The 15,686-nt window shown below is 54.0% G+C and carries 10 protein-coding genes; 2 read left to right on the forward strand and 8 right to left on the reverse strand.

The window, feature by feature from the left end:
* The 5 genes from RSK20926_RS21800 to ugpB form a co-directional block, all read right to left on the reverse strand.
* Positions 1-298, reverse strand: a 298-nt coding sequence (locus RSK20926_RS21800) for a glycerophosphodiester phosphodiesterase family protein (RefSeq protein WP_008210129.1), incomplete at its 3' end; no start/stop codon positions are given.
* The gene (locus RSK20926_RS21805; RefSeq protein WP_008210131.1) at positions 295-1,350 is read right to left on the reverse strand and encodes a sn-glycerol-3-phosphate import ATP-binding protein UgpC; all 1,056 of its coding nucleotides are present in this window, start codon (positions 1,348-1,350) and stop codon (positions 295-297) included. The genes RSK20926_RS21800 and RSK20926_RS21805, both read right to left, overlap by 4 nt.
* A 10-nt stretch (positions 1,351-1,360) precedes the next feature.
* Positions 1,361-2,212 carry a sn-glycerol-3-phosphate ABC transporter permease UgpE gene (ugpE, locus tag RSK20926_RS21810; RefSeq protein ID WP_008210133.1) on the reverse strand — a complete coding sequence of 284 codons (852 nt, stop codon included), beginning with the start codon at positions 2,210-2,212 and terminating at the stop codon, positions 1,361-1,363.
* On the reverse strand, positions 2,212-3,093 hold the full coding sequence (gene ugpA, locus RSK20926_RS21815; RefSeq protein WP_008210135.1) for a sn-glycerol-3-phosphate ABC transporter permease UgpA: 882 nt from the start codon (positions 3,091-3,093) through the stop codon (positions 2,212-2,214). The genes ugpE and ugpA overlap by 1 nt, the downstream gene beginning before the upstream one ends.
* Positions 3,094-3,160: 67 nt before the next feature.
* Positions 3,161-4,462, reverse strand: coding sequence for a sn-glycerol-3-phosphate ABC transporter substrate-binding protein UgpB (ugpB, locus tag RSK20926_RS21820; protein WP_008210136.1), 1,302 nt, complete (start codon positions 4,460-4,462; stop codon positions 3,161-3,163).
* Positions 4,463-4,597: 135 nt separating this feature from the next.
* Between ugpB and RSK20926_RS21825 the strand changes: the two genes are divergently transcribed.
* On the forward strand, positions 4,598-5,509 hold the full coding sequence (locus RSK20926_RS21825; RefSeq protein ID WP_008210137.1) for a LysR substrate-binding domain-containing protein: 912 nt from the start codon (positions 4,598-4,600) through the stop codon (positions 5,507-5,509).
* Positions 5,510-5,605: 96 nt separating this feature from the next.
* On the opposite strand, the gene RSK20926_RS22250 is transcribed toward RSK20926_RS21825, so the two are convergent.
* From RSK20926_RS22250 to RSK20926_RS21840, 3 genes are all read right to left on the reverse strand, one after another.
* Positions 5,606-6,313: a hypothetical protein gene (locus RSK20926_RS22250; RefSeq protein ID WP_008210138.1), complete on the reverse strand. Its 708-nt coding sequence runs from the start codon at positions 6,311-6,313 to the stop codon at positions 5,606-5,608.
* A gap of 107 nt (positions 6,314-6,420) precedes the next feature.
* On the reverse strand, positions 6,421-11,118 hold the full coding sequence (locus RSK20926_RS21835; protein WP_008210139.1) for a cytochrome P450: 4,698 nt from the start codon (positions 11,116-11,118) through the stop codon (positions 6,421-6,423).
* A 41-nt stretch (positions 11,119-11,159) separates the two neighbouring features.
* Positions 11,160-12,881 (reverse strand): hypothetical protein, encoded by a 1,722-nt coding sequence (locus RSK20926_RS21840; protein ID WP_050773150.1) that lies wholly within the window; start codon positions 12,879-12,881, stop codon positions 11,160-11,162.
* Positions 12,882-13,239: 358 nt separating this feature from the next.
* Here RSK20926_RS21840 and RSK20926_RS21845 point away from each other — a divergent pair, with 358 nt between their 5' ends.
* Positions 13,240-15,624, forward strand: coding sequence for an ATP-dependent helicase (locus tag RSK20926_RS21845; protein WP_008210141.1), 2,385 nt, complete (start codon positions 13,240-13,242; stop codon positions 15,622-15,624).
* Positions 15,625-15,686 lie beyond the last annotated feature (62 nt).

Genomic DNA, 15,686 nt, shown 5'->3' on the forward strand with positions numbered 1-15,686 from the left:
TGAACTGGCTGAGGTGCTCCCAGCTGAGAGTGGAGATCTTTGGTCCCGGATCCTGGAGCCAGCTACCATCAGGATTGCGGACAATGGAACCGGTCAGATGGTGGTTGTGCGTGATAACAGGGACACCGTCCTTGCTGACAGCCACATCAAACTCCAGCAGGCGTACCCCGCAGTCGAGTGTAAAGGAGAACCCCTCCATCGTGTTCTCGGGCATCACACCACGCGCGCCGCGATGCCCCACGATTTGGATCAGCCCTGTTCCACCGGTGAAGGCGTCAATCTGAGGGTAGGTGCTCACAGTTCCAGCCTGCTTTCCGTTTCTGGATCAAATAGATGCAGCATCGAAGCTGGCGCGCTGAAGTTAACAAATTCACCATTCTCATATGTGGCATGACCAGCAACAGAGGCGGTCAGGGCTTTGTCTGTCCCCTGTAGCGTTCCATGCAAAAGCGTATTGGCACCAAGCTGCTCGACCATTTCCACCTGAAGTGCGATTGCGCCTTCTGGTTCCGGCTGCAGATGTTCGGGTCGAATACCCAGCGTGACATTTGCTTCTTTTGGGCTCTCAACCGGGATGATGACTCCGTTCGATAGGACGACGCTGCCGTCTTTCACCTCAGCCGGGAGGAAGTTCATGGCAGGGCTGCCTATGAAACCTGCCACAAAGATAGAGGCGGGGCGGTCATAAAGCTCGATAGGCGTGCCGAATTGTTCGACATAGCCGCCGTTCAGGACCATCAGTCGATCACCAAGGGTCATGGCTTCGACCTGATCATGTGTCACATAGATGGATGTAACTCCGAGGCGCTGTTGGAGTTTGCGGATTTCCAGCCGCATCTGGACCCGTAGTTTGGCATCCAGATTGGAAAGTGGCTCATCAAAGAGAAAAACTTGGGGGTCGCGCACAATGGCGCGCCCCATGGCAACCCGCTGACGCTGTCCACCGGAAAGCTGGCGGGGCTTGCGGTCAAGATACTGGCGAATTTCCAGAATATCCGCAGCTTCCTCCACCCGGCGATTGATTTCAGCCTGGGAAAGTTTGCGGATTTTCAGCCCATAGGCCATGTTTGCCCGCACGCTCATATGCGGATAGAGCGCGTAGTTCTGGAACACCATGGCAATATCGCGTTCAGAGGGTTCCAACTCGTTGACGCGGCGCTCTCCGATCCGGATTTCGCCAGAGCTCACGGTTTCCAGCCCGGCCACCATCCGCAGGAGAGTGGACTTCCCACAGCCAGAGGGGCCAACGATGACGATGAATTCGCCATCTTGGATATGTCCTTCAATGTGATGCAGGACCTCTGTGGGACCATAGGATTTTGTTAGGTCTGTGAGGTGAATTTCAGCCATTTCGGGCGTCCTATTTATCGGTTTCGGTCAAGCCCTGCACAAAGAGCTTTTGCATGGAGATGACGACGAAGACTGGAGGGATCATGGCCAGCAGCGCGGTGGTCATGATGATGTTCCATTGCGGGCTTTGCTCTGCCGCTTCCAGCATCTGTTTGATCGACATCACAATTGTGGTCATCGAAGTGTCTGTCGTGATCAGTAGGGGCCAGAGGTACTGGTTCCAGCCAAAGATAAAGAGGATCACAAAGAGGGCTGCGATATTGGTCCGCGACAGTGGCAGGAGAATATCGAAGAAGAAGCGCATTGGTCCCGCGCCATCAATTCTGGCGCTTTCCAGCATTTCGTCCGGAACGGTCAGAAAGACCTGACGGAACATAAATGTCGCGGTCGCCGAAGCGATGAGCGGGATCGAAAGCCCCCAATAGCTGTTGAGCATTCCTAGGTTCGCGACAACCTCAAAGGTTGGCAGAATACGTACCTCGACCGGCAGCATCAGGGTGATGAAGATCATCCAGAAGCAGGTCATGCGAAAGGGGAATTTGAAGTACACAATCGCAAAGGCAGAGAGCAATGATATTGCAATCTTGCCAGTGGATATAAGCATGGCCATTGCCAGGCTGTTCAGTAGCATCAACCAAACTGGCGCCTGCTCTGTTCCACTCAGCCCCTCGCCAAAGAGGGTCTGTTTGAGGTTCTGCCACAGGTACGATCCCGGCAGCAGAGGCAGGGGCGCCTGGTTCATACGCAGCTCATCATGGGTGGCGGCGACAAAGGTAATCCAGATGGGTAGTGCAACAGCAATGACACCGCAGATCAGAACAAAATGCGTTAGGAAGCGCGTGAAAGGCCGGTTCTCGATCATCAGTATTCGACCTTTCTTTCGACGTAGCGGAATTGGATGACGGTCATTGTGACAACCAGGACCATCAAGATGACCGACTGCGCCGCTGAACCGCCCAGATCAAGGCCAACAAAGCCGTCGTTGAACACCTTGTAGACCAGGATTGTTGTGGAGGTGCCGGGACCGCCTTGGGTCACCGCGTGAATAATCCCGAAGGTCTCAAAGAAGGCATAGACCATGTTGATCACCAGGAGGAAAAAGGTGGTCGGCGAGATCAGTGGGAAGATGATCGTCCAGAAGCGACGTCCAGGTCCTGCACCATCGATCGCTGCGGCCTCAATCACACTGGGCGGAATGGATTGCATGGCAGCAAGATAGAACAGAAAGTTATAGGCTACCTGTTTCCAGGCCGCAGCCATGACGACCAGAGCCATGGCTTGTCCGCCATTCAGGTAGTGGTTCCAATCAATGCCGAAGAATTCCAGAAAGTAGGGGAAGATTCCCAGCGTTGGGTTAAACATAAAGACCCAGAGCGCACCGGCCAAAACGGGAGCGACCGCATAGGGCCATATAAGCAATGTGCGATAGGTGAGTGCGCCCCGGACGGCGCGCTGGGCAAAGCCTGCCAGAACCAGCGCAAACCCCATGGAGAGGCCAGCCACCAGTAAGGAGAAAACCGCGGTACGCCAGAAGGCAGCTAAATAGTGGGAGTCGGACCACAGGACTTCGAAGTTTTCAAACCAAACAAATTCCGATCCCAATCCAAAGGCATCTTCGATCAGAAAGGACTGATAGAAGGCCTGGCTTGCGGGCCAGATAAAGAAAATCAGCGTGATTGCCAACTGTGGCGCTACCAGAAGATAGGGGAGCGGCGAGGATGGGAAATGGACCCGTTTCAGCATGAGGAACCTGACTTGACGTAGTCATGCCGCCCATGGATGGGCGGCATGACCTTGATTTCATGATGGATTAGTTTGCGGAACGCTCAAAGCGGCGCAGCAGATCGTTGCCACGTTCTACGGCTGCATCCAGTGCTTCGCTTGCAGATTTATCGCCGCTCCAGATCGCTTCCATTTCCTCATTGATCACATCGCGAACCTGAACAAAATTGCCAAAGCGCAGGCCACGGCTGTTCGGAGTCGGGGTGTTGAGGCTCAGCTGTTTAATTGCTGTGTCGGTGCCTGGATTGTTGTCATAGAACCCTTGTTCTTTTGACAGCTCATATGCGGCTGTGGTGATCGGGACATAGCCTGTCTCCTGGTGCCACCATGCCTGAACTTCGGCGGAGGAGAGATAGGTCAGGAACTTGGCTGTGCCTTTGTATTCCTCATCATCATGGCCACCCAGCACCCAGAGGGTCGCGCCGCCGATAATAGAGTTCTGCGGCGCCTCAGCAAGTGAGGTGTCGAGCGGCAGCATGGTTTGGCCAAATTCGAAACCCGCCTGGCTCTTGATTGAGCCATAATAGGCAGAGGAGTTCATCCACATCCCACATTCACCATTGGTGAACATTGGCAGGCTATCGCCGCGGCGGCCACCGTATTTGAACAGGTTGCCCTCGGACATGGAGGCGATGTCGTCCAGACGCGCAGCTACTGCATCATTGTTAAAGGTGAATTCGGTGTCAAAGCCGGAAAAACCGTTTTCCTTGCTGCCCAGGGCAATGTCATGCCAGGCAGAGAAGTTCTCTACCATGACCCAGGATTGCCAGCCAAAGGAGACGCCGCAGTCCATGCCATTGTCGACCAGTTTTTGGGCTGTGGTTTTAACCTCTGCCCAGGTTTCTGGAACTTTGGCGCCGGCAGCTTCGATCGCGTCTTTGTTGTACCAAAGTACAGGTGTCGAGCTGTTGAAAGGCATCGACAGCAACTCGCCTTCGGGTGTCTGATAGTAGGACACTACCGCAGGCAGGAAGGCCTTGCCGTCAAAGTTCTCCCCGGTGTCGTTCATGAGTTTTTCGACAGGGTAGATGGCACCCTTGGCCGCCATCATTGTTGCGGTGCCAACTTCAAACACCTGGACAATCTGCGGATGCTCTTTGGCGCGGAAGGCCGCAATCGCGGCGGTCATGGTTTCCGTGTAGTTGCCCTTATAGACCGGAACCACCTTATAGGCGTCCTGTGTTGCGTTGAAATCTTCAGCAATCTTGTTGACGCGTTCACCATTGGCGCCGCCCATCGCATGCCACCACTGGATTTCGGTTTCGCCATAGGCAGAGGTCGCTGCTGCGGCCAGAAAGGCCGTCGTGCTGAAAAGAGTTTTAACAGACATTTTCGTCTCCCCGTTTCTTGGATGTGTGAAACAGTGACGCGGCAGCGGCATAATGCAAGAGAAAGTTTTTTGACAGTTGGTATAATACAATGTTATGTTAAAGCGAGCGAAGTTGACACTGAAAAGGCTAAGTTATTGAAATTTAAGCTCAGGCAGTTAGAGGCCTTTCAGGCGGTTGCGCAGACAGGTTCAATTACACGCGCGGCGAAAATCCTGGAGATTTCTCAACCTGCGGCCAGCAGGCTGTTGTCCGACTTCTCCAAAACGGTAGCTATTGATTTGTTTCGTCGCGAAGGTGGCCAACTGATTCCCACCAGCGAGGCGCGCTATCTGCTCTCCGAAGTCGGGCGAGTTTTTGAGAGTTTGAGACATCTCGAAGAACTAAACCGGGATCTGACTGATCGCACAGCAGGCCATCTGCGCATTGCCTGCTTGCCAGGATTTGCCACATCACATTTGCCCAAACTGCTGGCGCGTTTTCTGGATCAGCGCCCAGGGGTCAGCCTGACGCTTGAGCCCGATCGGCCGGAGCGTATTTTGGAGTGGATCATCGGAGAACAATACGATTGCGGGATCACCGATGGTTTTTCGGGCCATCCCGCAGTTGAGCACGTAAACTTTGCAGTAAAGACCGTCTGTATCTTCCCCAAGGGGCACGCACTTTCCCGGCTAGATTGTATTTCGCCACTGGATCTGAGGGACGAAAAGATCATCCATACCCGCCGAGACAGTAGTTTCTTCAAAGACCTTTCCCAGTCTTTTTCAGACTACGGGGTCTTGATGAACAGTTGGGTTGAGGTGCGGCAATTCACGACGGCCTGCATTATGGTTGCCGAAGGGCAGGGCGTTTCTGTCGTGAGTGCAATGGACGCGGAACAGTATCGCGGCAAAGGCCTGGAAATGCGGCGCTTTGAGCCAGAACTTGTCCATAAACTCTCTATTCTGAAGCCGATTTCAGGGAGCAGATCTCTGTTGTCATTGGATTTTGTGGAAACATTCCTCGAAAGCCTGGGGGACTACATCGTCCCTGACACTGGAGAGCGGTGAGAGCGAGAGCACGCTTTGCCAGGAGTTGAAGGAAGAAGAGATCTGGGGCCGCAATGGATCGGGGAGAGTTAAGCGGCCCCACCTGCCTGCGCAGGGTTAGGTTGGCACAAACTCAGTCGTAAGTGCCTGAAGCGATGGGTCTGCCAAGCGGTCCTGGGCTTCTTCTATGATCGCAGACAAAAGGGCAGTCCAGTTGTCCAGGTCTGTGAGTTTGCCAATTTGCAATTCGGTTCTGAGCCGACGTTCCGCAAGCTGCGTTTCAGGCCCGTAGATCCCATCAACCTTGATCATTCGATCAAAGAGGTACCGTGCAGCGTTTTGCAAGAACAAGACACGGCTCTTCGAATAGGGTTGAAAGCCGGGCTCTTCTCCATCGTCAAAATAGAGATGATCCTGGGTGGCGAAATCATAGCCATACCCAAGAACAGTGCCAAAATGGAGCCTTAGGTGCGCTTCGATCAAAAGGTATTCGAATTTTTTCTCCGGAAAGGAAAAGGCATTCCACTTGCGTCCTTGCGACAGCAACAGACCATCGAGTGAAAAGGCGCGCAGCTGGCTTTTGTAGCTGCTCTCGGAGTTCGTATCCCCGCCGTCGGGCATATGGGCCAAAATTGCGGTGACCTGCCCAAGCCCAGCGGCAGCGATCCCTTGAAACATGAATGAAAAGGCACGCTCGATGCGCTGCGCAAAGGCTTGGTCCAAATAGGGGCGGATGCGGTATCCATCCTGCCCATAGTTGGATGCAGGTTCACGATCATTGAGAATCGGAACACCCGAAAGAGTTTGGAGACGGATTGCAGGCATTGTGTTTCCCCTGATTGCCTTAAGGTCTTGTGCCTATTCAATCAGGGGGCCGTTTGATCATCGTCAGGGCAACATGCACCTATCGTGAATGTTGCGTTATTTTTCATCTAGAGGCGTGACAGATATTCCAGTGCCTGTCGACTTGGCATGAAGAAATACCCACCTGCTACAACCTGAACAAAGTCCCAGGCTCCTTCGTCGTTGGGATTGTCGAAACAGTCTAGGAAGGCACCATTCGACGCCCCAGGAATAACAAAGCGATCACCTGCTCTTTTGGGCGAAACGATAGGATCTGGTCCTTCGCGTCCTCCGTGGAAGACACGGGAATCGATCCAGGTCTGCTGAACAAACTCAAACTGGCGTTCGATATTGGCATTGAAGCACATGAAGAAGGTTCCTTCTTCATGCGTATTTCCCTGTGCGTCCTGATGGGCCCAACCTGATTTGAGCTGGTCCTGAGAAACAGCGTCCAGACGTTCGGTGGTAAAGGTCCGTCCACGCCTCAACAGTCTGTGCCTGTTGTTGATTTCCAGCGTAACCTCACTTCCCGGACGGAAGCTGTCACGGGGGTTGGCTCTTCGTATATGAGAGCCAAATGGACAGTTGAGGCCCTGTGGGTCATCACTGCCGTGCCTGAAGTCATTGTCTGGCTTAATCTTCTTGAGAAGCGATTTTTGAACAAAAAGCCGAAGACCTAGGGTTTCCTCGATGCTCCGATAGTTTTTCAGAAACCTCTCCCAATCGTCATCGGCCCATACGGCCCAGTCGATGTGGAGGCTGTCTTCTTCAGAGAGCCGGGACCCCGGTGGTGCAAAGCGAGCTAGTTGGCTCTGGGCATTACCCGCCTGGTCAAGATCGGAAAGCGCAATCCGGTGCAGTGCTTCGGCCACATTCTTGTGAAACTGTACCCTTCTGCGCGACGTGGCAGAAAGGGAGGGGTTACGGGTCAGCGAGCTTCCATCCTGCCATCTGCCGAACATTTTTGCAGCAACCCACTGTTCTTTGTGCTTGCGCTTCCCACGATCTGTTGTCGCGATGTTGTCGTCTGCATCTCTTGGCAGGGCCGGGTCATTGCTTCGATCAGATTTTCGCTCTCCTGAGGGGGCGGATTGCTTTTCTATGAAAGACTTAAAGGCGTTCTCATTGTGAAGAAATTGCCGCACCACCAGAAAACTGCCGTTGCGCCCAAAATCCATCAGACCATGTGACCTCTTTCCAAAGCGTGGCACCAACCCCTGGACCACCGGTTCCACAGAGGGAAGACAAGACGCGGCCGGAGATGTGGCGGAAACCGTTAGGGGCGGCGGCAGATAGCCGCGTGAATCCGGGTAGCCTAGGATGAACTCACCAGGGCTAACCACATCATCTGTTGAGGCTCTTTCTTTGGCATGAACCTGCGTTCCGCGCATGATTGGCTGTGAAATTCCGTCCTCAAAGCCAAAGGCCATTTCCTTCTTGCCATCATCTCGTCTTCGGTCGCTAGAGATGGCTTCAAGGATGGAGATCCCAGCCTGTTCAAGTGCCCTTTCAATGTATTCATCCGCATCGGTCATTGTTCCAACTTCGCGGGTGTAACATAGCAAAAGAGCATGCGCTGTGACCGCTTTGCTCTTGGGGGCCTCTGCATCAGTCCAACGCCAGGCAGGCGAACCACCTGCCGAGGGCCTATCTCCAAGGATTTCCTGCCGTTGACCCATCCCACCAACGAAAGCATGGGGGAGCGTTGGAATTCCATCAAAGGGTTGATCCGGCATGCCAAGGTGCTTCAACCCGGAAGAGGACAAAGCGATGAAGGCGGGTGCGCCATTTGGGTAGGAGTCACCAAATGACAGCCGGCCTGGGGCCGGAGTCGTGGGCGAGTCCGCGATATAGGCCTCTTGAACCAGTTGCCGCAGCCAGGCCCTGGCCAGATCAGGCTCTCCGAAATGTAAGAGACGGGCCTTCATCAGATTGTGGCGCCCAAGACCGCGGAACAAGAGCGTCTGCACCTGAGTGGTCTCGAGGGCGGCCTCGGGTGCTGGAACCGATTCAAACAGGCTGAGCCAGGCCCTGTGCTCATCATAGGTTTTGGCCCGCGCCAAACCGTCCCGGACCTGTGCATTCGTTCGGATCATGCCAGTTGTTAATTCCGGGAAGCGGCTGTACCAAAACTGCACCGGCACCTGCTGCAGCCTGACCCAACGTTTAAAGGCATCGCCATCCTCGGCCCCATCTTCTGCAAACCAATTGGTCTTGGGGAAGCCGACGCAATTGTTCCAGGCCATTGTCTGACCGGCATGTACCTTGGTGATGAAATCCTCCAGGTAGCTTTCCCAACTGCCATCATAGTTGGATTGGAAAATCAGTTTGTCGTATCCTTTGGGTCGCACCCAGCGAGCATAGTGGATCGTTGCGAAATCGGTCACAAAGCCCGGGCGGAACCACTGCAGGACCATGTTTTGGATCAGATGGAAGGCCAGGGCGGTTGTGATTTTTCGAAAGAAACCAGGTTTTAGAGTGCTTACGGAGGTGATGTGGTTTTGAACATGGCCAGGTCTGTTCTCCTGGCTTTGAATGTTTTGCACATATTCGTGTGGCGCAATGCGGTCGTCCGGTTTTTCTTCCTGTTCTTTCCGCCGCAATAGCCAGATCGACCCTGCTGCCACAGCCAATGAAAGAAACAGAGGAACATACCAGATCCAGAAATAGGTTTGGTCCGCCGCGCTCCATCCCCATTTCACACCGACAATCAGCGCGGTGGTCAAAGTGAAGAGGACATAGGCCGCGATCACGAAGATACGTCTACGCGGAAAAATGTACTTGAGCAGAAAGGTGTAGTAGCCACTTTCCTCGTGCCTCGCAAAGGCGGGATAGCGATCACTAGGCCGGTGGAGCATCCAACCAAATTCAGCGTCCTGTTCCATCTTGCTGCGCACGGTGGAAAAGACATCGGTTACGTCCTCATGACGGCCATCCGAGTAGCCTTTGTGGCGTCGAACATCCTCGATTGCCGCCTGCGCTTCCTTATAGAGTTTTTGCTCAGCCGCGATCTGAGCAACCGACATATCGGAAGTGCCGGGGAAATTGACGCCAATGGTTCCCCAAGGGCGTGTTTTTGGCTGTAGGATAGCGCCTTCTACCGCCGCAAAGAAGCTGCTTGAGCTGGTGTCAATGTGCTCCAAAAGCGCTTTGAAGGCCTCGCCTTCGCGTGTTCTTAGCCTCTCTAACCCGGTCTGCTGGTCGCCATCCAGGTTCAGTTCTATCAAGAGGTCGGTCTGCCGCCCGTCTAGATTTCCGCCCTCTCCCAGGTTGATGGCGGTTAGAGAGGCGAAATGAACGATGCCCGTTTCTTGCAACATCTGCATCGTGGGGCTTTCTGCGGCATTCATGCTTTCCAACAAGGTCAGTAGGCCATCGGGATCTGACGTGGGGCGCAGCGGCAAGATGGCGTTGAGCATTGATTGTGAACGATGGCCGCTATCTACCTCAAAAGTCATTCTGAGCTCACCAAGATAGGCGGAAAAGAAGCGGGGCTGCTTAGCAGAAAATTGAATGCCGGGCCGGGTCAGAAGATGTCCCAAAAGGATGGGTAGAAGCGCTTTGGACAGCTCTGCTCCAACGCAGTGGTGTATGCCATGACCAAAGAGAAAGTTCTCAACCGGCTGTCCGGAATGATCAAGATAACCGCGTTTCGCATCAAAGCGGCGCGGGTTCGCCATAACATTGGCATCATGTAAGGCGGCCGCAGTGCAGGCGAAGACATAGTTGTTTTCAGGTATGCTTCTTAGGTGGCGGGGCAGGGGGCGATCATGCAGGCCGGTTTTGCGCCGACGTCCCTGTCCGGGAAACAGGGCTGGGTTTTGGCGGGCTGCCTCCATCAAGAAGTCTGTGAACTCTTTATTGCCAATATCGCTGCCTGCATGTCTGGCCAGGCTGACCGCTTCGGAAAAAAGCGCGGGGTTCTTGCGCAGGTACTCTAGGATTTTTCCGGCTGCCAGCGACAACGTAGGGACAAAGCCGGTGACAAATCCGAACAAAAGTGCCCGCGTGCGTGCCTTCTGTTCCTCTGGTTCGGTGTCGGCCTGGGCCCGCATCAGGCTGGCAAGGAGGGAGCGTTGATCTATGTCCGTTGATCCGGTTGCGAGGTCAGCGCGATATCTGTCGATGCTTGCATCAATGATGTTTCGCAAATGTTTGGCGCCGACACTTGCCAGTTCCTGCGGTTTCTGACCGTTGGTTGGGTTGGCAAAGAGCTGAACGGAACAGGCTGTTGCATAGGCCGCGAACTTGTCAGCATCTGGAACGTTGAGGCCAAAAGATGCAATGCAAGCCTCTGCAAGACCCCGCATCAGGACATCGGTGGCAGCGTCGATATCGCCTCCGCTATCCTTCAATAGCGCCGGGACGATCTTATCGATTGTTGATTGTGCAGTTTCCAAGATCCAAGCCTGGTCCCAGGCTTCCCGCGCGATCTCCATTTGCAGGTCGTGCTCTGCTCCGTCGTCGCCTAACGCGAAAACTGGTCCTCCTGTCATGGCCAACATATCCGGCCCAAAGGGAACATTAAACGATTGCGGGCTTTCTAAGATGGTTTGAACATCTTCATACCGCGCAACCAGTGTAAAGGAGCCCAAGTTCACCACAGGTTTGAAGCGATGCATAAGCGGGAAAACCACCCGGCGCAGCGATCCACCGAGTAGCGAAAAAAAGGCGTCCCCCAGGCGGGTGCTCTCCAGGGTGGAGAGGTCGAAATCCTCTTCTTTATATCCGGAAACCTGGGCTTCCTTTGGTTTTTCAATGTCTTTCTTAAAATCAAAAAGTTTCAAAATAGTCCTCCGAAATATAGAGAGATGTGTTGGAATCTCCGTTAAATACCTTCCAGTTCCGCGATCATCTCTTGGCTCTTCACCCGATCCGTGAAGGGGAGCCATGAGATGAATTCACTTTGAAAATCTGGCGTGTGCCATTTGAGGCGCCGATAGGCTTCGGCTGCTTTGTCTTGCTCACCTTGGCGTGCAAAAGAGAGTGTCTGAATTAGATGGGCGTACCAATAGGATCTCCGCAGCATCAAAGACTGAGTAGAGGCCTCCAGGGCTTGGTCCAAATCATCCAGTAGGAGATGCGCCATGGCCTTTTCGCCCAAGAAGAAGAACCTATGGGTGTCCATTGGCGAAAGGCGCGAAGCGGTTTCAATGGATTTCAACGCTTCGGCTGGATGGCCTTCGTAGATCCGGTTGGAAGCGCGTTGCATATGAGCCAAGGCCAAGCTGGGACAGAGCTCAATTGCTTGATCAATAAAGCGATTGGAGAGGTCAAAGTTTCGCAACCAGCTTTCCATGACCCCGGCAATCCAAAAGGCCCGCCCGTCGCTATTGTCCAATTTGATCGCCTTTTGACCAAGCTCAGAGATGTCGCGAATTTTCTCTGCACTCGCACGCGTGGCCCATGCTTCCCACATGAGGGTCCAGGCCAAATGGAGATGCGCTTCAGGATTGCCAGGATCCTGAGCAATCAGATCCGCAAAGATCTGCTGCGCTGCCTGTGAATCGACCTTGCTCAACCGGTGAAGATGCCATTTCCCCCGCCATAGCAGCTCACTGAAAGAGCTGTTCTCGGATGGTCTTCCCTGTGAACAGGATTGCGCGACACGACTAACCTGGCTGGCCACATTTCCAGCGATCTCGATGGCTATGTTGCGAACATCTGCCTGGGCAACGCTTTCAGGAAGCAGAAAGGTCTTCTGCCAGGTCATTTCCATATTCTGTGACCGGATAAGGTCAACCCCGAGCTTGCTGGCATCGCCATTGGAAAAGAGATCTAGCGAGATGACATAGTTTGCATCAAATCGGGTTCCGAACTCTGAGGGAACCATACCGGCATTGGCACCGGCAATCACCGAACTGCGTGATATGACAGACAGCCAACGGATTTTGGCTAGCTGATCAATCACATCGTCAAACAGTCCCTCCATTACATGAGAGCTCAGTTGCGGCTGATGCATCGCCAGATGTCGGGAAAAGGGCATAACTGCGACGACTGGCGTGGTGGAAGCCGAAAGCTGTGCGGGGGGGTGTTTGGGTTGGGCGGCAGGCTGGTTCGCAGGGGGGACTTCAACCTCTCTTAGCTGGTTTCCCCAAAAGACTCTTTGATCACGAAGCCAATTTTCAAATTCGGGGTCGGTGATGTCCAAGCCTTCGAGAAAGTCACTTTGGGACAACAATGGGGTTTTGCTGAGCAGTTGTTTTAGATCATGCACATCAACCGCGACGCGGTCGAGGTTCAGACCGATCGAAGTTCGGTCTGACAAAAGAATATCGCTTTCATCACCCAGAGTTTTTCGAATGGAGCTAAGGGTTTGCCGCAGGCTGCCGCTCCCCTCTTTTTCGCCGCGCATGCTCCAAAGTTTATACTGAAGCCAACGACGTTCACGCCATCCAGAAGGTGCCACAGCCAAAAGCGCCAAAAGCGCTTGTCCCCGTTTGCTGGAGATACGTATCTGCTGGTTTTTGGAATTCAGAACCGTAAATCGACCAATGACTTGAATTGATAACTTGGTATCTGTCTGAGAATCCTGTTCCAATGCTTGCATCAAATTCGTCTCGTTCCCTGTCTGTCCCCTCGGTCGTTGTCGAGGTTCGTCATTTGGTCTGAAGCCTACCATAAGTTGCTCAAATTTTTTAGTACGAATGGAATCTTCCGTGCTCACCTCATAGTGTTCAGCAAGCTGGCTGAGGTCCTGGACCGTTCTGAATCCAGTTCGCTCGGAACTTCAGACCCGGGGTGCAAGGCTTGGCTGCTGTTGTTTTGAATGACCATTTTTCCATCTCGTGCCCGTTTCACTCATCTGGAAACTGCGCATTTGGGGAAGGAGCAGGGATGACGGAAAATTTGCGAACATAATGCGAACGTCTCTTCCCCTGATCTAGGTGGTGGTCTAGATTGTCGCCATGACAGATTTCGATGAAATGGACGCCTTTGAAGGCGCATCACTTTCCTCCCGTGCCATGGCCGCACGCCCGACACCCTATTTGGAAGGGTTGAATCCCGCCCAGCGAGAAGCGGTGGAATGTCTGGAGGGACCGGTGTTGATGTTGGCCGGGGCAGGAACGGGCAAGACTAAGGCGCTCACCGCGCGAATCGTACATCTGCTGAATACGGGGTCGGCCCGTACAAATGAGATCCTGGCGGTGACCTTTACCAATAAGGCAGCACGCGAAATGAAAGAGCGCGTGGGGGGCATGTTGGGGCAACCGGCCGAAGGCATGCCCTGGCTTGGCACCTTTCACTCCATCTGTGTGAAACTGCTGCGGCGCCATGCAGAGCTTGCGGGGCTAAAGTCCAATTTCACAATTCTGGATACCGATGATCAGATCCGCTTGCTGAAGCAGCTGATCAAGGCGGAAGGTATCGATGACAAACGCTGGCCTGCACGTATGCTGGCCAATATCATCGATGATTGGAAGAACCGCGCTTTGACACCCGATCGGCTGCCTGCGGCGGATGCTGGGGCTTACAATCATCGTGGGACCGCGTTGTATGCGCAGTACCAAACCCGTCTGAAAGAGTTGAATGCGGTAGATTTTGGGGACCTGCTTTTGCATATGGTCACCATTTTCCAGGAACACAGCGATATTCTTCTGCAATATCAGCGCTGGTTCCGCTTTATCATGGTGGACGAATATCAGGACACCAATATTGCGCAGTATCTCTGGCTACGGCTATTGGCAGGGGGGCATCGCAACATCTGCTGCGTGGGTGATGACGATCAGTCGATCTATGGCTGGCGCGGTGCGGAAGTGGGCAATATCCTGCGTTTTGAAAAGGATTTCCCGGGTGCGAAGGTTGTCCGGCTGGAGCAGAATTACCGCTCTACCGAGCATATCCTGGCCGCTGCATCCAATGTGATCCGCGGCAACGCAGGGCGCCTGGGTAAGGAGCTTTGGACCGCCGCCAAGGGGGGCGAGAAAGTTCGTCTCATCGGCCATTGGGATGGTGAAGAAGAAGCCCGCTGGATTGGCGAAGAGATTGAGTCCATGCAGCGCGGTACCCGAGGGCAGCGCCCGGTTGATCTGAACGAAATGGCCATTCTTGTGCGGGCCTCACACCAGATGCGCGCCTTTGAGGACCGGTTCCTGACCATTGGTCTGCCCTATCGGGTGATTGGGGGACCTCGTTTCTACGAGCGTCTCGAGATTCGCGATGCCATGGCCTATTTTCGCTTGGTGGTCAGCCCAGAGGATGATCTTGCCTTTGAGCGGATTGTGAATACCCCCAAACGTGGGCTAGGGGATAAAGCGCAGCAGAAGATCCAGCTCATGGCGCGCTCAAATGGCATTTCTCTGCTGGAGGGGGCCCGTCTGGCGGTTGAAAGTGGTGAGATCAAAGGCAAGGGCGGCACAGCCCTACGCCAGTTCGTCGAAGATATTGCACGCTGGGGCAGGATGACCGGGGATGCGGATATCTCCCATATGGAACTGGCTGAGATTATCCTTGATGAGAGTGGCTATACCACAATGTGGCAGCTGGACAAAAACCCAGACTCGCCAGGGCGTCTGGAAAACCTCAAGGAATTGGTAAAAGCGCTGGAAAACTTTGAGAACCTGCAAGGGTTTCTGGAACATGTCAGCCTGGTTATGGACAATGACAAACAGGATGCGGAGCAGAAGGTCTCTATCATGACCCTGCACGCGGCCAAAGGGCTAGAGTTCCCTGCTGTTTTCCTGCCTGGCTGGGAAGATGGCCTCTTTCCCTCGCAACGCTCCATGGATGAAAGTGGTCTTAAAGGGCTCGAGGAGGAGCGGCGTCTAGCCTATGTGGGTATCACTCGAGCGGAAGAGATCTGTACGATCTCCTTTGCGGGGAACCGGCGGGTATTTGGGCAGTGGCAATCGCAATTGCCTTCGCGTTTTGTTGATGAGCTGCCAGAAGCACATGTGGAGGTGCTGACCCCGCCGGGCCTTTATGGCGGAGGCTATGGGGCAGCAGCCCCCGGCGGACTATCGGCATCGAGTGGGTTTTCCGAGGCTCCGGTCAAGTCTCGGATCGAAGAGCGCATGGCACAGGCCGATGGTTATAATTCGCCAGGGTGGAAGCGGATGCAGGCGCGGGCCGGGCAACGCGGATTGTCTCAGCCTAAAGAAAGCAAGAATACGGTAATAGACCTTACTGCCACCTCGAGTTTCACCTTAGGTGAACGCGTATTCCATCAGAAATTTGGTTATGGGGCCATTATCGGTATCGAGGGTGATAAGCTTGAGGTGGATTTCGAAAAGGCAGGAGCAAAGAAGGTCGTGGCGCGTTTTGTGAGTGCTAGCGATGATGTGCCCTTTTAAAGCCTGATATTCACCGGCTTTGCCAGTGGATCGGATCGCGTTGCGATCCGATCCGGGCGTGG

This window comes from Roseobacter sp. SK209-2-6 (genome assembly GCF_000169455.1).
Lineage (GTDB): Bacteria > Pseudomonadota > Alphaproteobacteria > Rhodobacterales > Rhodobacteraceae > Pseudophaeobacter.